This window comes from Serratia sp. JKS000199 (genome assembly GCF_900215455.1).
Classification (GTDB): domain Bacteria; phylum Pseudomonadota; class Gammaproteobacteria; order Enterobacterales; family Enterobacteriaceae; genus Serratia; species Serratia ureilytica.
Window position 1 is genome coordinate 2,065,786 of sequence record NZ_LT907843.1, and the last position, 19,580, is coordinate 2,085,365.

At 55.5% G+C, this 19,580-nt stretch carries 15 protein-coding genes; 2 read left to right on the top strand and 13 right to left on the bottom strand.

What is annotated here, in order from left to right:
* Positions 1-73: 73 nt before the first annotated feature.
* The 7 genes from oppF to CPH57_RS09935 all read right to left on the bottom strand — a co-directional run bounded on the left by oppF (position 74) and on the right by CPH57_RS09935 (position 8,791).
* Complete coding sequence (gene oppF, locus CPH57_RS09905; protein ID WP_019452737.1) at positions 74-1,075, bottom strand: murein tripeptide/oligopeptide ABC transporter ATP binding protein OppF; 1,002 nt, start codon at positions 1,073-1,075, stop codon at positions 74-76.
* On the bottom strand, positions 1,072-2,088 hold the full coding sequence (locus CPH57_RS09910) for an ABC transporter ATP-binding protein (protein WP_047574933.1): 1,017 nt from the start codon (positions 2,086-2,088) through the stop codon (positions 1,072-1,074). The genes oppF and CPH57_RS09910 overlap by 4 nt, the downstream gene beginning before the upstream one ends.
* 11 nt (positions 2,089-2,099) lie before the next feature.
* A complete protein-coding gene (gene oppC / locus CPH57_RS09915; protein WP_033643297.1) occupies positions 2,100-3,008 on the bottom strand; it encodes an oligopeptide ABC transporter permease OppC in 909 nt (302 codons plus the stop codon).
* Between the two features lie 14 nt (positions 3,009-3,022).
* Complete coding sequence (gene oppB, locus CPH57_RS09920; RefSeq protein WP_004932150.1) at positions 3,023-3,943, bottom strand: oligopeptide ABC transporter permease OppB; 921 nt, start codon at positions 3,941-3,943, stop codon at positions 3,023-3,025.
* Between the two features lie 83 nt (positions 3,944-4,026).
* Entirely contained in the window at positions 4,027-5,664 is a 1,638-nt protein-coding gene (gene oppA, locus CPH57_RS09925) for an oligopeptide ABC transporter substrate-binding protein OppA (RefSeq protein WP_033643298.1), read from the bottom strand.
* A gap of 149 nt (positions 5,665-5,813) precedes the next feature.
* Positions 5,814-7,451 carry an ABC transporter substrate-binding protein gene (locus tag CPH57_RS09930; protein ID WP_096242312.1) on the bottom strand — a complete coding sequence of 546 codons (1,638 nt, stop codon included), beginning with the start codon at positions 7,449-7,451 and terminating at the stop codon, positions 5,814-5,816.
* Between the two features lie 695 nt (positions 7,452-8,146).
* Positions 8,147-8,791: a YchE family NAAT transporter gene (locus CPH57_RS09935; RefSeq protein ID WP_015378089.1), complete on the bottom strand. Its 645-nt coding sequence runs from the start codon at positions 8,789-8,791 to the stop codon at positions 8,147-8,149.
* Between the two features lie 529 nt (positions 8,792-9,320).
* Here CPH57_RS09935 and adhE point away from each other — a divergent pair.
* A complete protein-coding gene (gene adhE, locus CPH57_RS09940) occupies positions 9,321-11,993 on the top strand; it encodes a bifunctional acetaldehyde-CoA/alcohol dehydrogenase (protein ID WP_033643300.1) in 2,673 nt (890 codons plus the stop codon).
* Positions 11,994-12,112: 119 nt separating this feature from the next.
* On the opposite strand, the gene CPH57_RS09945 is transcribed toward adhE, so the two are convergent.
* Positions 12,113-12,697 (bottom strand): thymidine kinase, encoded by a 585-nt coding sequence (locus CPH57_RS09945; protein ID WP_033643301.1) that lies wholly within the window; start codon positions 12,695-12,697, stop codon positions 12,113-12,115.
* Positions 12,698-13,401: 704 nt separating this feature from the next.
* Between CPH57_RS09945 and hns the strand changes: the two genes are divergently transcribed.
* Entirely contained in the window at positions 13,402-13,809 is a 408-nt protein-coding gene (gene hns / locus CPH57_RS09950; protein WP_004932170.1) for a histone-like nucleoid-structuring protein H-NS, read from the top strand.
* 187 nt (positions 13,810-13,996) lie between these two features.
* On the opposite strand, the gene CPH57_RS09955 is transcribed toward hns, so the two are convergent.
* From CPH57_RS09955 to rssA, 5 genes are all read right to left on the bottom strand, one after another.
* Positions 13,997-15,007 carry an NAD-dependent epimerase gene (locus CPH57_RS09955; protein ID WP_046687224.1) on the bottom strand — a complete coding sequence of 337 codons (1,011 nt, stop codon included), beginning with the start codon at positions 15,005-15,007 and terminating at the stop codon, positions 13,997-13,999.
* A 9-nt stretch (positions 15,008-15,016) separates the two neighbouring features.
* Positions 15,017-16,360, bottom strand: coding sequence for a UDP-glucose/GDP-mannose dehydrogenase family protein (locus tag CPH57_RS09960; RefSeq protein ID WP_046687225.1), 1,344 nt, complete (start codon positions 16,358-16,360; stop codon positions 15,017-15,019).
* Positions 16,361-16,403: 43 nt separating this feature from the next.
* Positions 16,404-17,321, bottom strand: a complete 918-nt coding sequence (gene galU / locus CPH57_RS09965; RefSeq protein WP_033650221.1) for a UTP--glucose-1-phosphate uridylyltransferase GalU — start codon at positions 17,319-17,321, stop codon at positions 16,404-16,406.
* A gap of 213 nt (positions 17,322-17,534) precedes the next feature.
* On the bottom strand, positions 17,535-18,548 hold the full coding sequence (gene rssB / locus CPH57_RS09970) for a two-component system response regulator RssB (RefSeq protein ID WP_004932178.1): 1,014 nt from the start codon (positions 18,546-18,548) through the stop codon (positions 17,535-17,537).
* A gap of 103 nt (positions 18,549-18,651) precedes the next feature.
* On the bottom strand, positions 18,652-19,554 hold the full coding sequence (gene rssA / locus CPH57_RS09975) for a patatin-like phospholipase RssA (RefSeq protein WP_042784708.1): 903 nt from the start codon (positions 19,552-19,554) through the stop codon (positions 18,652-18,654).
* Positions 19,555-19,580: the final 26 nt, after the last annotated feature.

The window sequence follows — 19,580 nt, forward strand, 5'->3', positions numbered from 1 at the left end:
TCACCGCTAACGTTTCGGATAAAAAAAAGCCCCGCTGAATAAGCGGGGCTTTTTGTTGCCGGCTAGCGGCGCATTACAGCGGATCGACCTTCAGGCACGAAACCGCATGTCGGAAACTGCCCTCCAGCAATGGGCGCGTCTTGGCGCACTCCGGCCCGGCGATCGGGCAGCGGGTGCGGAACACGCAGCCGGACGGCGGGTTGATCGGCGAAGGCAGCTCCCCTTCCAACAGCTGGATCTGCTTTTCCTTCTCCTTGTCCGGATCCGGAATAGGCACCGCCGACATCAGCGCCTTGGTGTAAGGGTGCTGCGGATTGTGGTACACCTCGTCATAGGTGCCCAGCTCCACCGCATGGCCCAGATACATCACCAGCACGCGATCGGAAATGTGCTTCACCACCGCCAAATCGTGGGCGATAAAGATCAATGACAGCCCCATTTCGCGCTGCAGCTGCTGCAGCAGGTTCACCACCTGCGCCTGAATCGACACGTCCAACGCGGAGACCGGCTCGTCGCAGATCACCAGCTTCGGTTCGAGGATCAGCGCGCGCGCGATGCCGATACGCTGGCACTGGCCGCCGGAGAACTCGTGCGGATAACGGTTGATCAGATTAGGCAGCAGGCCGACCTTCAGCATCATCGCCTTGACCTTGTCCTTCACTTCCTGACGCGGCATTTTCGGGTAGTATGTGCGCAGCGGCTCGGCGATGATTTCGCCGATGGTCATGCGCGGGTTGAGCGAAGCCAGCGGATCCTGGAAGATCATCTGGATATCGCTGCGGGTTTTGCGCCAGTCGGCGTCGCTCATGCCCAGCAGATCTTTACCCAGCCAGGCGACGCGCCCGCTGGTGGCCTTCACCAGGCCGATGATGGCGCGCGCGAAGGTGGATTTGCCGCAGCCGGATTCGCCGACCACGCCCAGGGTTTCCCCCTCGAACAGCCGCAGCGTAACGCCGTCGACCGCCTTCAGGGTTTTCGGCGGCTGCCAGAACCACTGCTTGTCGTCATGAATGTCGAAGTGCACTTTCAGATCGGCCACTTCGAGCAGCACTTTCTTGTCGGTTACCGCTGTCATACCAACGCCTCCACCGGTTTAAAGCAGGCGCGCAGGCGCCCTTCCCCAAATTGCTCCAACGGTGGAGCGCTCGCGCACTGTTCCATGGCGTACGGGCAGCGCGGCTGGAACGGGCAGCCTTTCGGCAACCGCAGCAGGTTCGGCGGGTTGCCGGGAATGGTCAGCAACGCCTCGCCTTCGGCGTCGAGACGCGGCACCGCGTTCAACAGACCGATGGAATACGGGTGGCTCGGCTGGTAGAACACCTCGCGCGCGCTGCCGTATTCCATGGTACGCCCGGCGTACATCACCAGCACCTTGTTGCAGATGCCGGCCACCACGCCCAGATCGTGGGTGATCATGATGATGGCGGTGTTGAACTCGCGCTTCAGCTCGTTGAGCAACGTCATGATCTGCGCCTGGACGGTCACGTCCAGCGCGGTGGTCGGTTCATCGGCGATCAGCAGCTTCGGCCGGCACAGCAGCGCCATGGCGATCATCACGCGCTGGCGCATGCCGCCGGAAAACTCGTGCGGATACATGCGCATGCGCTTACGCGCTTCCGGCATTTTCACCGCGTCAAGCATGCGTACCGACTCTTCAAAGGCTTCGCTTTTGCTCATTTTCTTATGCAGCATCAGCACTTCCATCAGCTGTTCGCCAACGCGCATATACGGGTTGAGCGAGGTCATCGGGTCCTGGAAGATCATCGAGATCTCTTCGGCCCGCAGCTTGTTGAGCTGGTTTTCCGGCAGGTTGAGGATTTCACGGCCGTTGAATTTGGCCGAGCCGCCGATGCGGCCATTGCTGGCCAGCAGCCCCATCAGCGCGAACGCGGTCTGCGATTTGCCGGAGCCGGATTCACCGACGATGCCCAGCGTTTCACCGGCGCGCAGATCGAAGTTCAGATCGTTCACCGCCGTCACGTCGCCGTCCGGGGTGGAAAACGTGACACGCAGGTCTTTCACGTCCAGCAGCGGCGACGCTTTGACGCCGGCGGCGGTTTGCAGTTGAGGATGTTCAATGGTGCTCATGGTTGCACTCCTTAACGATCTTTCGGGTCGAGGGCGTCACGCAGGCCATCGCCGATAAAGTTGAAACAGAACAGAGTGACGACCAGGAAACCCGCCGGGAACAGCAGCAACCACGGTGAAACTTCCATTGAGTTGGCGCCGTCGCTGAGCAATGCGCCCCAACTGCTCAACGGTTCCTGCGTGCCCAGCCCCAGGAAGCTGAGGAAGGATTCGAACAGGATCATGCTCGGCACCAGCAGCGAGGCATACACCACCACCACGCCGAGCACGTTAGGCACGATATGCCGCAGCACGATGTTGCGCGTGGAGACGCCGCACACCAGCGCCGCTTCGATGAACTCCTTGCGCTTCAGGCCAAGGGTTTGCCCGCGCACGATACGCGCCATATCCAGCCACGACACCATGCCGATCGCCACGAAGATCAGCAGGATATTCTGACCAAAGAAGGTCACCAGCAGGATCACGAAGAACATGAACGGGAAGGAGTTTAGGATCTCCAGCAGGCGCATCATCACCGAGTCGACCTTACCGCCCAGATAGCCGGACATCGCGCCGTACAGGGTGCCCACCACTACCGCCACCAGCGCGGCGGCCACGCCGACCATCAGCGAGATGCGCCCGCCGATCGCCACGCGCACCAGCAGATCACGCCCGGAGGAGTCGGTGCCGAAGTAGTGCCCCGATTCCATGCTCGGCGCGGCGGACATCATCGCCCAATCCGTATCGTCGTAGGCAAATTGCGACAGCATCGGCGCCAGCACCACAAACAGCGTGATCAGCGCCAGAATGAACAGGCTGCCGACCGCCGCGCGGTTGTGCATAAAGCGCCGACGCGCGTCTTGCCACAGGCTGCGCCCTTCCACTTCCAGCTTCTCGCTGAAGTGCTCCAGAGCTTCGCTGTTCTTTTTAGTCAACATCATTCGCGTGCTCCAGATTAATAACGGATTTTCGGATCGATGACCGCATACAGCACATCGACGATCGCGTTGAACAGAATGGTCAGAGCGCCCACCAGAATGGTCAGGCTCAACACCAGGGAGTAGTCGCGGTTCAGCGCGCCGTTAACGAACAGCTGGCCGATCCCCGGCAGACCGTAGATGGTTTCGATCACCATCGAGCCGGTGATGATCCCGACGAACGCCGGGCCCATGTAGGACAGTACCGGCAGCAGCGCCGGCTTCAGCGCGTGGCGGAAAATGATGCGGCGCATCGGCAAACCTTTGGCGCGCGCGGTGCGAATGAAGTTGGAGTGCAGCACTTCAATCATCGAGCCGCGCGTGATACGGGCGATGCTGGCGATATAGGCCAGCGACAGCGCCACCATCGGCAAGATGATGAACTTAGGCGCGCCGCCGTTCCAGCCGCCGCCCGGCAGCCATTTCAACGTAATCGCGAAGATCAGCACCAAGAGCGGCGCCACCACGAAACTGGGTATCACCACCCCGGTCATGGCGAACCCCATCACCGTATAGTCCCATTTGGTGTTTTGATTCAACGCCGCGATCACGCCGGCGCTAACGCCCAGCACCACCGCCAACAGAAACGCGGCCAGACCGAGCTTGGCGGACACCGGGAAAGAACTGGCCACCAAATCGTTGACCGAATAGTCCTTGTATTTAAAGGACGGGCCGAAGTCTCCCTGCGCAAGCTGCGCCAGATAATGACCGTACTGTTTCCAGATCGGGTCGTTCAAATGGTATTTGGCTTCGATATTCGCCATGACTTCCGGCGGTAATGCGCGTTCCCCGGTAAATGGACTGCCGGGCGCGAGGCGCATCATGAAGAATGAGATGGTAATAAGGATAAATAGTGTCGGGATCGCTTCCAACAAGCGACGAAGTATAAATTTCAGCATTGCCCTAACCCTGTGCGACAGCCTGATGACGGCTTATTATTCTCAACATGGGCCGGCGGCCTGCGCCGCCGGCTCTTACCGTATCAATGCTTGATGATGTACAGGTTTTTGTCGTACACGTTATCAAGCGGGTCTTTGCCGGTGTAACCACCAACGTAAGGTTTCACCAAACGGGCGTTCACGTAGTAATACAGCGGAACGATGGCGGAATCTTTATCCAGCTGCACTTCCGCTTTCTGATACAGGTCGGCGCGTTCGTCTTTGGTCTTCGCGGTCAACACGTTGGCCATCAGCTTGTCGAACTCGGCGCTCTTGTAGTGCGGGGTGTTACTGCTGCTGTCGGACAGCATCATGTTCAGGAACGAACTCGGTTCGTTGTAGTCGGCGCACCAGCCGGCGCGCGATACGTCATAGGTGCCCTGATGGCGGGTATCCAGGAAGGTTTTCCACTCCTGGTTCACCAGCTTCACGTCCACGCCCAGGTTTTTCTTCCAGATGGAGGCGGCGGCGATCGCCAGCTTCTTGTGCAAGTCGGAGGTGTTGTACAGCAGGGAGAAGGTCAGCGGTTTACCCGGGCCGTAGCCGGCGTCCGCCAGCAGTTTCTTCGCCACTTCGTTGCGTTTTTCCTGCGTCCAGCCGAACCACTCCGGCGGGGTCAGCTTGGCGCCGTCGGTGTATGGCGGCGTAAAGCTGTAGGCCGGCAGATCGCCCTGGTTTTTCACCTTGTTGACGATGATGTCGCGGTCCATGCCCAGCTTCAGCGCTTCACGCACGCGCGCATCGGTGAACGGCGCCTTCTGGTTGTTGATTTCGTAGTAGTAGGTGCACAGATAAGGATCGACGTGCACCTCTTTCGGGATCTCTTTCTTCAACTTCTGGAACAGTTCGATCGGCATGTTGTTGTAGGTCATGTCGATTTCACCGGTGCGGTAGCGGTTAACGTCGGTCACTTCCGACGAAATAGGCAGGAACGTCACTTTATTGATGATGGTTTTGGCGTTATCCCAGTATTCCGGGTTACGTTCCAGTACGATGCGTTCGTTGACAACCCAGTCTTTCAGTTTGTAGGCGCCGTTGCTGACGTAGTTGGCCGGCAGCGTCCACTTCTCGCCAAACTTCTCTACCGCGTCCTTATAGACCGGTTTCATGGCGTAGTGTGGGGTCATTTCAACCAGATAAGGCACCGGCTCGCTCAGGGTCACCTGGAAGGTGTGGTCGTCGATGGCCTTCACGCCCAGCGTCGACTTGTCTTTTTTACCGGCGATGATGTCATCGACATTTTCTACGTGGGCGTACTGCAGGTAGCTGGCGTAAGGCGACGCGGTTTTCGGATCCACCACGCGCTGCCAGCTGTAGACGAAATCTTGCGCCGTCACCGGCTTGCCGTTGGACCATTTGGCGTCTTTACGCAGGTGGAAGGTCCAGACTTTGAAATCCTTGTTATCCCAGCTTTCCGCGACGCCCGGCACGATGGAACCGTCCGGGCTGTTGTTCGCCAGGCCTTCCATCAGATCGCGGGTCACGTTGTTTTCCGGCACGCCCTCGATTTTATGCGGGTCAAGCGACTGCACTTCGGAACCGTTGTTTTTGACGATTTCTTGCTTGTCGGCCAGTTGCACGCCTGCAGGAACGTCGGCCGCGAAGGCGGAGGTGGTTGCTGTGATGCCGAGCGCGGCGATGACGCCGGCGGCAATGAGGGTTTTCTTCGTGATGTTGGTCATACTTATCGACTCCAGTTTTTTATTATCACAGGCTCTTCGTGGAACCTGCGTTGCCCGTAAGCGGACTCTGTTTTCCCGCCGCTGCGGAACGAATGCGGCGGCGGGCCTTCCCCATATTCCCCTGCGGTTCAGCGTGAGGAATACCCCTTTTACTGCTTGATGATGTACAGATTTTTAACGTCGGTATAGTCCAGCGGATCTTTGCCGGTGAACCCGCCTACCGTCGGTTTGATCAAACGCGCACTGACGCGGTAATACACCGGAATCAATGCGGAGTCTTTGTCCAACTGCGTTTCCGCCTGTTGGTAGAGCGCGGCGCGCGCGGCTTCATCCGGCGCCTTCAGCGTGGCGGCCATGATGGCGTCGAACGCCGGGCTCTTGTAAAACACGGTGTTGATGCTGCTGTTGGACAGCACCAGGTTCAGGAAGGCGCTCGGCTCGTTGTAATCCCCGCACCAGGTGGCGCGCGCCACGTCGTACTGCCCCTGATGGCGGCTTTCCAGCGAAGTCTTCCACTCCTGGTTGCGCAGCGTGACGTCGGCGCCGAGGTTCTTCTTCCACATCGATGCGGCGGCGATCGCCTGCTGTTTGTTTTGATCGGAGGTGTTGTACAGCAGCGAGAACTTCAGCGGCTTGGCGGCGCTGTAACCCGCTTCCGCCAGCAGTTTTTTGGCTTCGGCGTTGCGCTGCTCCTGGCTCCAGCCGGCCCACGCGGGCTGCGTGAAGTTGACGCCTTCGGTGAAGGTCGGCGTGAAGCTGTAGGCCGGGATCTGCCCCTGGCCCATGATTTTGTTGGCGATAATGTCGCGATCCAGCGTCATCTTCACCGCCGCACGCACCCGCGGATCGGTGAACGGCGCCCGCTGGTTATTGAGTTCGTAATAGAAAGTGCACAGATAAGGGTTAACGTGCAGTTGCTCGGGCACTTCGCGCTTCATTTTGACGTACAGGTACGGCGGAATGGCGCTGTTGGTGATATCGATCTCGCCGCTGCGGAAGCGATTGACGTCGCTGACTTCAGAAGCGATCGGCAGGAAGGTCGCCTGGTTGATCACCGTCTGCTTGTTATTCCAGTAGCTCGGGCTGCGCTCCACCACAATGCGCTCGTTCACCACCCACTCTTTCAGGCGGTAAGCGCCGTTGCCGACATAGTTAGCGGGCAGCGTCCATTTATCGCCGAATTTCTCCACCACCGCGCGTTTGACCGGTTTGAGCGACGTGTGGCTCAGCATGCTGATGAAATACGGCACCGGTTCGCTCAGGGTCACCTGCAGCGTTTGATCGTCCAACGCCTTGACGCCGAGAGTCTGCGGGCTCTTTTTGCCGGTCAGGATGTCGTCGATATTCTCGACTTTGGTGTACTGCAGGTAACTGGCGTAGGGAGAAGCGATCTTCGGATCGGCCAGGCGCTGCCAACTGTAGACGAAGTCTTGCGCGGTGACCGGGCTGCCGTCGCTCCATACCGCGCCGGGGCGCAGGTGGAAGGTCCACTGCCGATAATCCTGGTTTTCCCAGCTCGCCGCCGCCGCCGGTACCACATGCCCGTTGGCGTCGGTGCTCACCAGCCCTTCCAGCAGGTTAAGAATGATATTGCTTTCGGGCACGCCCTCGACCTTATGCGGATCCAATGAAGCCACTTCGCTGCCGTTGTTGATGACAATATTCTGCTGCTGCGCCAATTGGACGCCGGCCGGAACCTCCGCCGCCAAACTGCTATTTACGGCAATGACGCTCAACGCGCCGCTAATCAACAAGGTCAAAGAAGTGCGCTTCAGGGTTTGCTGCATAATCGAGGCTCCTTTTCACCGACAAGCATCGCTTATCGAAGTTTGTGAAGTGTTTATAAGAATTCTAAATAAACGGATACCAGCAAAAATCATTCCCGTTTTTATGGCGCATTTCAGTTAATTGACCACGGGAAAGTTGCTCGGAAATTAGCAGAAGCCAAATTCCATAGCCAATAAATTTTACAAAAATGTTAAGCAATTCTCTTTTATCGCACCAAGCCCGATCCGGCCCTTGTGATGAAGGGCAAAGGAAGACATGAAAAAAACTTTGATTTTAAAGGAGAAAACTCAAAATTAGTTTCATTTGAAACTGTCGACGCAATACCATTGCCGCACAAAGAAACATTCAGTTAACAAACCAGCCATTCAAAGAACAAACACCTGCCTACAGGCGGTTAATCACTAATAACACCTGGATGAAAGTGAGACAAGCCCCACAGAATGATGTGATTAATTTAACAACAGCTTTACCGTTTAACGAGGAGAAAACGCGCGGAAATGGGGAAAGAAAAGTGTCTGAAATAACGCTTAGCGTTTTTTTTAAGCAGCAACATGAGATTTATGCAACATAAGAGTGCAATGGCATAAATTTTATTCATCTTGTGCACTATAATAATGCGAACCAATAAATAATTTAACTTTTAAAATTAATTTTAGCCGCGCTCAAGGTCAGAGGCGCGGCCAAGCGAGAGCGATTACAACAGGCCGGGGAATATCGCCTTAATGCCGGTAACGATAAATTCGATCCCGAGCGCCATCAGCAACAGGCCCATGATACGGGTGATCACGTTGATGCCGGTCTGCCCAAGCAAACGCACCAACAGCGGCGCGGCGCGGAACAATAACCAGCAGCAAAAAGCGAATAAGGCGATCGCCACCGTAAAGCCGAGCAGGCTTTGCCAATTGTGATAACGGGAACTCCACACGATGGTGGAACTGATCGCCCCCGGCCCCGCCATCAATGGCAGCGCTAACGGCACCACGCCGATGCTTTCGCGGATCGCGCTCTCCGATTTCTCCTGTTTGTTCTGCTTATCTTCACCCAGCTTGCCGCTGATCATCGACATGGCGATGGTCACCACCAAAATACCGCCGGCGATGCGGAACGAATCGATGGAGATGCCGAACATCCGCAATATCCCTTCCCCCAGGAACAGCGATGTCCATAGAATGATGGCAACCGACAGGTTGGCGGTCAGGTTGGTTTTATTGCGCCCCGCTTCCGCCTGGTAACTGGTCATACTGATAAATACCGGCAAGATGCCCACCGGGTTGACCAGCGCAAACAGACCGACAAAGAACTTGATAAAGCCGGAAAGATCCAACAGAGATTGGCCCACAGATGGCTCCGCGTTAATTGCTGTAAAGGTGTGCTGACTATGCGCGCTAATGTAATGGAATTGCCGCGGGTAATCCATCCGGCCAGAGCAGCATTTTTGACTACCAGCAAGTTAGGCAACAAAACAAATGCCCTTTGTTAAAGTGATGTATGGCCTTTTGATTTTTTATGTTGAAAAAAGAGTCACCGATCACAGTTATTGAGAATCACTCTCAAAAACACCAAGCTGAAAGGTGTCAGCTTGCACTTTTCATGATTTAGATCACAAATCAACTACCCAACAGTGGGTAAGCTCTTAGTCGTAGTCAGGGAGTAGAACAAAGTAGGCCGCGGCATCGCCGGTTCCGTTCTCCTCACTGCCTGCCCCTCCGGTTGGCGTAGGGTGAAGCTCTTTAAGCAAATCAGCAGCATGCGAAGAAATAACGCGGGAAGACCCCGGTATTCTCATCACCGCTTATCCCCGTTACGACTATACTAGTGGCTCGCACGGCTTATTTACTGAAAGAGTTTAACATTATCAGGAGAGCATTATGGCTGTAACGAATGTCGCTGAACTGAACGAGCTTGTCGCACGTGTCAAAAAAGCCCAGCGCGAATATGCCAACTTCACTCAAGAGCAAGTGGATAAAATCTTCCGCGCTGCCGCCCTCGCCGCTGCTGATGCCCGTATCCCGTTGGCCAAAATGGCCGTGGAAGAATCCGGAATGGGTATCGTCGAAGACAAAGTGATCAAAAACCACTTCGCTTCCGAGTACATCTACAACGCCTATAAAGATGAAAAAACCTGTGGCATCCTGTCTGAAGATGACACTTTCGGTACCATCACCATCGCCGAACCTATCGGCCTGATTTGCGGTATCGTTCCTACCACCAACCCAACTTCTACCGCGATCTTCAAAGCGCTGATCAGCCTGAAAACCCGCAACGGCATCATCTTCTCGCCGCACCCGCGTGCGAAGAATGCCACCAACAAAGCCGCCGACATCGTGCTGCAAGCCGCTATCGCCGCCGGCGCGCCGAAAGACATCATCGGTTGGATCGACCAACCTACCGTCGAGCTGTCCAACCAGCTGATGCACCACCCTGACATCAACCTGATCCTGGCCACCGGTGGCCCGGGCATGGTGAAAGCCGCCTACAGCTCCGGCAAACCGGCAATCGGCGTAGGCGCCGGTAACACGCCGGTCGTGGTGGACGAGACCGCAGACATCAAACGCGTGGTCGCCTCTATCCTGATGTCCAAAACCTTCGACAGCGGCGTTATCTGCGCTTCCGAACAGTCGGTCATCGTCGTTGACGCTATCTATGATGCGGTACGCGAGCGCTTCGCTTCCCACGGCGGCTATCTGCTGCAGGGCAAAGAACTGAAGGCGGTGCAGGACATCATCCTGAAAAACGGCGGCCTGAACGCGGCCATCGTCGGGCAATCCGCGCCGAAAATCGCCGAGATGGCGGGCATTAAAGTGCCGGCCAACACCAAAGTGTTGATCGGCGAAGTGAAGCTGGTCGACGAGTCCGAACCTTTCGCCCATGAAAAACTGTCGCCGACGCTGGCGATGTACCGCGCCAAAGACTTCGAAGACGCCGTCGCCAAAGCCGAAAAATTGGTCGCCATGGGCGGTATCGGCCACACCTCTTGCCTGTATACCGACCAGGATAACCAAACGGCTCGCATCGCCTACTTCGGCGATAAAATGAAAACGGCTCGCATCCTGATCAACACCCCGGCTTCTCAGGGCGGTATCGGCGACCTGTATAACTTCAAACTCGCGCCTTCGCTGACGCTGGGTTGCGGTTCCTGGGGTGGTAACTCCATCTCTGAAAACGTCGGACCTAAGCACCTGATCAACAAGAAAACTGTAGCGAAGCGAGCAGAAAACATGTTGTGGCATAAACTTCCGAAATCGATCTACTTCCGCCGTGGCTCGCTGCCAATCGCGCTGGAAGAAGTGGCGACCGACGGGGCGAAACGCGCCTTCATCGTGACCGACCGTTTCCTGTTCAACAACGGCTATGCTGACCAGATCACCAAGGTTCTCAAGTCACACGGCATCGAAACCGAAGTGTTCTTCGAAGTGGAAGCCGATCCGACGCTGAGCATCGTGCGTAAAGGCGCCGAGCAGATGAACTCCTTCAAACCGGACGTCATCATCGCGCTGGGCGGCGGCTCGCCGATGGACGCCGCGAAAATCATGTGGGTGCTGTACGAACATCCTGAAACCCACTTCGAGGATCTGGCGCTGCGCTTCATGGACATCCGCAAGCGTATCTACAAGTTCCCGAAAATGGGCGTCAAAGCGAAGATGATCGCCATCACCACGACGTCAGGCACCGGTTCGGAAGTCACGCCATTCGCCGTCGTGACCGACGACGCCACCGGGCAGAAATACCCGCTGGCCGACTATGCGCTGACCCCGGACATGGCGATTGTCGACGCCAACCTGGTGATGAACATGCCGAAATCCCTGTGCGCCTTCGGCGGCCTGGATGCGGTGACCCACGCGCTGGAAGCCTACGTGTCGGTGCTGGCGAACGAATACTCTGACGGCCAGGCGCTGCAAGCGTTGAAACTGTTGAAAGAGTATCTGCCGGCCAGCTATAAAGAAGGCGCGAAGAACCCGGTTGCCCGTGAACGCGTGCACAACGCCGCCACCATCGCCGGTATCGCTTTCGCCAACGCCTTCCTCGGGGTTTGTCACTCCATGGCGCACAAACTGGGTTCGGAGTTCCACATTCCGCACGGCCTGGCGAACGCGATGCTGATTTCCAACGTCATTCGTTACAACGCGAACGACAACCCAACCAAGCAGACGGCCTTCAGCCAGTACGACCGCCCTCAGGCGCGCCGCCGCTACGCTGAAATCGCCGACCACCTCGGCCTGAGCGCGCCGGGCGACCGCACCGCGCAGAAGATTGAGAAGTTGCTGGCCTGGCTGGACGAGCTGAAAACCGAGTTGGGCATCCCAGCTTCCATCCGTGAGGCGGGTGTGCAAGAAGCCGACTTCCTGGCGAAAGTCGACAAGCTGTCGGAAGACGCTTTCGACGACCAATGCACCGGCGCCAACCCACGCTATCCGCTGATTGCCGAACTCAAGCAAATCATGCTGGATACCTTCTATGGCCGCGAGTTCAGCGAAACGGTGGAAGAGGAAGCGGCTGCACCGGTCGCAGCCAAAACCGCAGTAAAGAAGCCCAAGAAATAACGGTTCCGTGAACCGATGAAAAAACCCGCCGAATGGCGGGTTTTTTATTGCGTCTGGCGCGCGGTTTTTCTTATCCCGCCGCCAAAACGCCTCAGCGGGCGCTGGCGGCATTTTCGCCCCTACTCCAGGGAGTGGATCGCCTCTTTATAATGCTTGCGACAGACGGAGACATAGCTCTCGTTACCGCCAATCACCACCTGCTCGCCGGCGTGCATCGCCTTGCCATGCTCATCCAACCGCAACACCATGTTGGCTTTACGCCCGCAGTGACAGATGGTTTTCAATTCCACCAGCTTATCGGCCCAGGCCAGCAAATATTGGCTGCCGGTAAACAACTCGCCGAGAAAATCGGTACGCAAGCCGTAACACAATACGGGAATGTCCAGTTGGTCCACCACATCGCATAATTGCTCAACCTGCGCTTTGGTCAGGAATTGGCTTTCATCCAGCAGCACACAATGCACCGGCTGCTGTTGATGCTCTTGCTGGATCATGGCGTACAGCATCGAGTCGTTGTTATAGAGCTGCGCCTGCGAGGATAAACCAATGCGCGAACTGACTTTGCCTACGCCAAAGCGGTGATCGATCTCCGCAGTGAACACCAGCGTGCGCATACCGCGCTCTTGATAGTTATATGAAGACTGTAGCAGCGCGGTGGACTTGCCGGCATTCATCGCAGAGTAATAAAAATAAAGTTGAGCCATGGCCCCGCAACTCCGATGGTATAAGAAATATTCAAAATGTTGATTAGGACGGTAAGTGTACCATAACCCGCCCCCCCGGCTCAGCCCAAAGCGAACGAATATTGCGTTCGCCGTAATAATGCGCTTTCAAGCGAAACATATCGTTCTGTCGGCCTGTTCTTTTTACAGCTATTTACAGGATAATGTATGCCTGTCATCACTATTAATTCTTGCTAATGGTTAAGTCCGGTGATTTGCCCATTAATGCCGACTTGCCCATTCCCTCTCGCTGGCGCTGCAGCCGCGGCGGAGCCCCCGTCTATTATACGCGAGCCCAATACCGGGCATTTAATCACCTGCGCCGACGCGCCAAGGTTTACTGACGCAATCTTTACCTATATACCCCTATTGTTTACAATGTCTGGCCTGCCGTGGCGTGATTAAGCCCACAGAACTCATTGTAATATTGATATAAATTACTACGATAACTTATCGATGAAAGCCTTGTGATACGCGCCTTTTAAAGCCTGTCTGCTGAAATTTTGACTTAAGCGTGCCAAGGGTAATAGTTAACAGCCCTTCCTATTATTAGTCGGACTGATCCGATTAACGGTTTTTTTAAAGGTAAATTTGAGTATTCAAGCCAATTTGGCTATTGCAGAAAAGAAAAGAGCACTCTATTATTATCGAGACGCCCCCCACCAATATAATTTGAGACTAGGACAATGAGCGAAGCATTAAAGATTTTGAACAACATCCGCACTCTGCGCGCCCAGGCAAGAGAATGCACACTGGAAACGCTGGAAGAAATGCTCGAGAAACTGGAAGTTGTTGTGAACGAACGTCGCGAAGAAGACAGCCAGGCTCAAGCAGAAATCGAAGAACGCACTCGTAAACTGCAGCAATACCGCGAAATGCTGATTGCTGACGGTATCGATCCAAATGAACTGCTGCAAACCATGGCTGCCAACAAGGCTGCCGGCAAAGCAAAACGTGCAGCACGTCCAGCTAAATACCAATATAAAGACGAAAACGGCGAACTGAAAACCTGGACCGGCCAAGGCCGTACTCCTGCGGTGATTAAGAAAGCAATCGAAGAGCAAGGTAAATCTCTGGATGATTTCCTGCTGTAATAGCGATTCAGTCCGTATCTGAAAGGCTCCCTGCGGGGGGCCTTTTCATTTTTAGAGCGTATAACCCTGATCCCGTCATTCCTCTCTCCTTTTAGTAAATATCCTAATTCGCTTTTGCGCCATACATGAGATCGCAGCGAAAAAAAGGGACCCAAAGGCCCCTTCTGTCGCATTTATCCGCGTTCAATTATTGAACCTGATAGAATGCCTTATACCAGTCAACAAAGCGCTTCACGCCCTCTTCAACGCTGGTTTCCGGTTTAAAGCCAATGTCACGATAAAGCTCTTCCGTATCCGCGCTGGTATCCATCACATCGCCCGGTTGCATCGGCAGCATATTCTTACGGGCCGTCACCCCCAATGCCTTCTCCAACGCACTGATATATTCCATCAGTTTAACGGGGGTGTTATTGCCGATATTATAAACGTGATACGGCGCTGAACTGGTTGCCGGCGATCCCTGTTCAACGGTCCATGACGGATCCGCCTGCGGAATAACCGCCTGCAACCGCACTATCGCCTCGGCGATGTCATCGATGTAAGTAAAATCTCGGTGCATTTCACCGTGGTTATATACGTCGATGTTCTCCCCGGCCAATATGGCTTTGGTAAACTTGAACAGCGCCATATCCGGGCGCCCCCAGGGACCATATACCGTAAAGAACCGCAGCCCGGTCGTCGGGAGACCGTATAAATGGGAATAGCTGTGTGACATCAGCTCGTTGGCTTTTTTAGTCGCCGCATACAGTGACACCGGATGATCGACAGAATCTTCGGTGGCAAACGGCAGCTTGCGATTCAGGCCATATACCGAGCTGGAAGAGGCGTAAAGTAAATGCTCAACCTTATTATGACGGCAGCCTTCCAAAACGTTTAAATGACCGATCAGGTTGGCATCGGCATAAGCCAACGGATTGACCAGCGAATAACGTACGCCGGCTTGAGCCCCCAAATGAATGACTCGCTGGAACTGATGCTCGGCAAACAATGCCGCCATGCCTTCACGATCGGCCAAATCCAGCTTGATAAAGCGGAATCCCGGCTTATCCGCCAGTCGATCCAGACGGGCCATTTTCAGGCCCACATCATAATAATCATTCAGGTTATCAATGCCGACAACCTGATGACCGGCGGTCAACAAACGCTCTGCAACGTGATAGCCAATAAACCCTGCGGCGCCTGTAACCAGGAATTTCATGCTCACTCCTTAAATAACCGGTTTAATCGAGGCGCCGCGGCCAATTGCGTAATAGGTAAAGCCGCGATTTGCCAAACGCTCCGGATCGTACAGGTTACGGCCATCGAAGATCACCGGCTGCTTCAACGCGCCCTTGATCACATCGAAGTCCGGCGCGCGGAAGTTCTGCCATTCGGTGCAGATCACCAGCGCATCGGCGCCGTGCAATGCAGCCTCTTTGGTGCCCACCAGCTTCAAATCGTCACGCTGGCCATAGATGCGCTGAACTTCGTTCATCGCCTCCGGATCGTAGGCTTGAACGGTGGCGCCTGCGGCCCACAGCTGTTCCATCAGCACGCGGCTGGAAGCTTCACGCATGTCATCGGTATTCGGCTTGAACGCCAGCCCCCACAGCGCGAAGGTTTTGCCCTTCAGATCGCCGCCGAAGTAGTCGTTGATAAAGCTGTTCAGCTTGTCTTTCTGCTGATAGTTGACCTGCTCTACCGCCTGCAGCAGCTTCGGTTGGTAACCGATCTGCTCCGCCGTGCGGATCAGCGCCTGGACATCTTTCGGGAAGCAAGAGCCGCCGTAGCCGCAACCCGGGTAGATGAAGTGATAGCCGATGCGTGAGTCGGAACCGATGCCCTGACGCACTTTTTCAATATCCGCGCCCAGCATTTCCGCCAGGTTGGACATTTCGTTCATAAAGCTGATCTTGGTCGCCAGCATGCAGTTAGCGGCATATTTGGTCAGCTCCGCGCTGCGGATATCCATCATGATCATACGATCGTGATTGCGGTTAAACGGTTCGTACAGCTCGCGAATAGGCTCGATCACATCTTTATTGTCGGTACCGATCACGATGCGCTCAGGACGCATGCAGTCTGCCACCGCCGCGCCTTCCTTCAGGAATTCCGGGTTGGATACCACGTCAAACGGCACGTTGCTGCCGCGTTTCGCCAGCGTTTCAGCCATCACCTGACGCACCTTGTCCGCCGTACCGACCGGCACGGTGGATTTGTCGATCACCACTTTGCGATCGGTCATGTGCTCGGCGATAGTGCGCGCCACCGCGGTGACGTACTTCAGATCGGCGGAACCGTCTTCATCCGGCGGCGTGCCGACGGCGATGAACTGGATAGTCCCGTGCGCCACGCCCGCTTTGGCATCGGTGGTGAAATGCAGACGGCCGGCCTCATAGTTTTGCTGCACCAGCGGCGTCAGACCCGGTTCGAAAATCGGGATATTCCCTTTTTTCAGGTTTTCGACTTTTCGCTCATCGACGTCAATACACATAACGTCATGGCCTACTTCAGCCAGTACGGCGGCCTGCACCAGACCCACATAACCAATACCAAAAACTGTTACTTTCATGTGAAAATCCTAGTTTTTCAAATTAAGACGAAAGATCACTCAATTACTTCTTGTCAGCGGCAACAACCTGTTGCAGCCACTGAGAAAATTCTTTGCCCAGGCTGGCATGGCGCATGCCGTATTCCACGAAGGCCTGCATGTAACCGAGTTTGTTACCGCAGTCATGGCTCACGCCTTTCAGGTGATACGCTTCCACCGTTTCCTGCTGCATCAGCATTTCGATACTGTCAGTCAGCTGAATTTCGTCGCCGGCGCCCGGAGGCGTTTTCGCCAACAGCGGCCAGATATCGGCGGAGAGGACATAACGACCGACAATCGCCAGGTTGGAAGGCGCTTTCTCCGGCGACGGCTTCTCGACCACGCTGACCATCGGCGCGCTTTCGCCCGGATGCAATTCGACGCCCTTACAGTCGGCTACGCCGTAGTTGCCAACATCTTTATGCGGCACAGGTTCAACCATGATCTGGCTGATGCCGGTGGTTTCGAAGCGCTGCAGCATGTCGTGCAAGTTGTCTTTTTTCGGATCGGCGCTGTATTCGTCAAGGATCACGTCCGGCAACACCACCGCGACCGGCTCATCGCCCACCATCGGGTAGGCGCACATAATCGCATGCCCCAAGCCTTTGGCATTCCCCTGGCGGACTTGCATCACGGTAACGCCCTTCGGGCAGATTGACTGCACTTCATCGAGCAGTTGACGCTTGACGCGTTTTTCCAGCATCGCTTCCAGTTCGAAACTGGTATCAAAATGGTTTTCGATCGAGTTCTTGGAGGAGTGGGTGACCAGCACAATCTCGTTAATCCCTGCTGCAATGCACTCATTGACGACGTATTGGATCAGCGGTTTATCAACCAGCGGCAGCATTTCTTTCGGAATGGCTTTGGTGGCCGGCAACATCCGCGTACCCAAGCCTGCAACCGGGATCACGGCTTTTCTGACTTTGCGATTTACAGCAGGCATTATTTCCTCTCTTAAAGCTGAAGCGCTCATTTTATGAGCTTGGGCTCGATATAAAAAAACCTTCGGAGTATACCAGCTTATGCGCGCCTGGCATTAACCAGAACACAAATAGAAAACATTTAGGACTATTACCCGTTCTGATAATCGGGAGAAAAAATAAACGGTTTAATTACCGATAAGTGAATAGCTTAAGATATCGCCGATCAACGTCTATTATTCAGCGCTGAGCATCAGCCGCAATCGGCCGCCGCTGCCCCATACCTGACATTGCCAGGCCGTACAGCGTTGACTGATCTGGTTCATGTAGGTGGCGCCCAGCGTGCCCAGCGGCACGCCGTTGCTCAGCTGAATTTGATTGTCGCCGGTATTGACGTTGGCATGCAGCCCGGCGGAAACCAGAATCAGGTTTTTATTTTCGGCGTGATAATATCCCAGCAACAGCGGGAATTGACCGTCTAATTTCCCCTGCCGCAATAATTGATTAACCTGCTTTAACAATGCCGACATTTGCGGCAGGCGATGTTGTTGATTAGCCAGATGGTCTTGCAGCAACCCATTAAATAATGCGCGTAACAGCAGCGCCGCCAATACGCCATTATCACCGGCGCGCGTGACGTCCAGGCAATAAAACGCCAGGTCTTTTTCTGACAATGCCGCGATATCCAGCACCAGCCCGGGATTTTCGCCCGTGGTTAACTGGCGATAGTTGATCCGGCAATGCGCAATGGTTTGCTGCACCGGCGGCTGCAATTGCTTAAGCAGTTTGACGGCTTCGGAAGGATTCTTGCTCAGCGCGTCCCAATCCTGAAACAGCTCAACCTCTTCAATCGCCTGGGAGGTAAACATATTGGGGTATAAACACGCCAGCACCGCCTCACGCAGGCGATTGAGATCGGTCAGCGGCTTCAGCAGCACATCCTGTACGCCCAAACGCAGCACCTTGGCGATGTCCGCCATCTTGTCGGTAGCGGAGATCACCAGCACCGGGATCTGCAGCCCCTGCAGACGCAGGTGTTCAACGAATTCGATGCCGCCCATTTCCGGCATCGCGAGATCGCACAGAATCAGATCCGGCTTGAAGTCATCGACGGCACTCAGCGCCTGTAAACCGTTGGTCGCCTCGCCGGTTTCAGCGCCCAGCGAGGTCAGATAACCGACCAGCACGGAACGAAAAACCTGTTCGTCCTCAACGATCAAGATACGCTTGTGAGTGAGTGGTAATGCCATCAGCCGAGCCTCGTCCCTTTCCATAGTGTAATAGTGGCTCAAAAAGGTCACTTATGCTCGTCTGAAACAGACCAACCGCGCATTGCCAACCAAGAACCGAGAATTATCTATTTTTTATCAACGGCAACAACCGATCCAGTTGTTTTTCAACCGCCAGCAACCCCGCCTCGATCGCTTCATCGGCGCGGTGGAAATCCAGCGTTGAGATCTGCGGGCAAAAAGGCTGGATCAAAACGTCCGGCGGATCGCTCGCCATCCGGTTGCGCTTCAGGCGATTTTCCAGCATTTGAATCGATGTGCTCATAATCTCCATCGCCGTCGGCGCCGTCGTCGGTTTGCGCTTGCGCATTCTGCCGACGCGCTCCCGCAGGCGCCCGCGCCAGGTCTCCGCAGGCGTATCGTCCGGGCTTTCGTCCTCGCCGCGTATCGAGAACAGATCCTGCTGCATCAAATGCGCGTCATGCTGCAGATCGACCGCAATGACAATATCGGCGCCCAGCGCCCGGCAGAGCGACACCGGTACCGGATTAACCACTGCGCCGTCCACCAGCCAATAACCGTCGGCCCACACTGGCGCCAATAGGCCTGGCATGCTGCAAGAAGCGCGCACCGCCTGATGAATATCGCCTTCGGTCAGCCACAGTTCGCGGCCGGTGCTGAGATTGGTCGTCACGGCGCCGAACTTCAGCGCACATTCGGCAATATCATTGATCTTCAACAGTTGCCCGACGGCAGTGAACACCCGATCGCCGCGCAACAAACCGCCGCGCTGCCAGGAAAAATCCATCAGACGAATGACGTCCCAATAGCTGAACGACCGTACCCACTGCTCCATCACCGGCAAACGGTGACTGGCGAATGCCGCCCCCACCAACGCGCCGACAGAACAGCCGGCAACGATATCGACCTCAATCCCCAGTTTCTTTAACGCATTGATCACGCCGATGTGCGCCCAGCCTTTAGCCGAGCCCGCCCCCAGCGCCAGTCCGATCTTGATTTGCCGCATAGCGCCATCCTCTCGGTAAAAGGTGT

Excerpts from the sequence above, each read along its gene's own strand:
- oppF (WP_019452737.1), bottom strand. The coding sequence starts at position 1,075 with ATGACAGCGGTAACCGACAAGAAAGTGCTGCTCGAAGTGGCCGATCTG.
- CPH57_RS09910 (WP_047574933.1), bottom strand. The coding sequence starts at position 2,088 with ATGAGCACCATTGAACATCCTCAACTGCAAACCGCCGCCGGCGTCAAA.
- oppC (WP_033643297.1), bottom strand. The coding sequence starts at position 3,008 with ATGATGTTGACTAAAAAGAACAGCGAAGCTCTGGAGCACTTCAGCGAG.
- oppB (WP_004932150.1), bottom strand. The coding sequence starts at position 3,943 with ATGCTGAAATTTATACTTCGTCGCTTGTTGGAAGCGATCCCGACACTA.
- oppA (WP_033643298.1), bottom strand. The coding sequence starts at position 5,664 with ATGACCAACATCACGAAGAAAACCCTCATTGCCGCCGGCGTCATCGCC.
- CPH57_RS09930 (WP_096242312.1), bottom strand. The coding sequence starts at position 7,451 with ATGCAGCAAACCCTGAAGCGCACTTCTTTGACCTTGTTGATTAGCGGC.
- adhE (WP_033643300.1), top strand. The coding sequence starts at position 9,321 with ATGGCTGTAACGAATGTCGCTGAACTGAACGAGCTTGTCGCACGTGTC.
- CPH57_RS09945 (WP_033643301.1), bottom strand. The coding sequence starts at position 12,697 with ATGGCTCAACTTTATTTTTATTACTCTGCGATGAATGCCGGCAAGTCC.
- hns (WP_004932170.1), top strand. The coding sequence starts at position 13,402 with ATGAGCGAAGCATTAAAGATTTTGAACAACATCCGCACTCTGCGCGCC.
- CPH57_RS09955 (WP_046687224.1), bottom strand. The coding sequence starts at position 15,007 with ATGAAATTCCTGGTTACAGGCGCCGCAGGGTTTATTGGCTATCACGTT.
- CPH57_RS09960 (WP_046687225.1), bottom strand. The coding sequence starts at position 16,360 with ATGAAAGTAACAGTTTTTGGTATTGGTTATGTGGGTCTGGTGCAGGCC.
- galU (WP_033650221.1), bottom strand. The coding sequence starts at position 17,321 with ATGCCTGCTGTAAATCGCAAAGTCAGAAAAGCCGTGATCCCGGTTGCA.
- rssB (WP_004932178.1), bottom strand. The coding sequence starts at position 18,548 with ATGGCATTACCACTCACTCACAAGCGTATCTTGATCGTTGAGGACGAA.
- rssA (WP_042784708.1), bottom strand. The coding sequence starts at position 19,554 with ATGCGGCAAATCAAGATCGGACTGGCGCTGGGGGCGGGCTCGGCTAAA.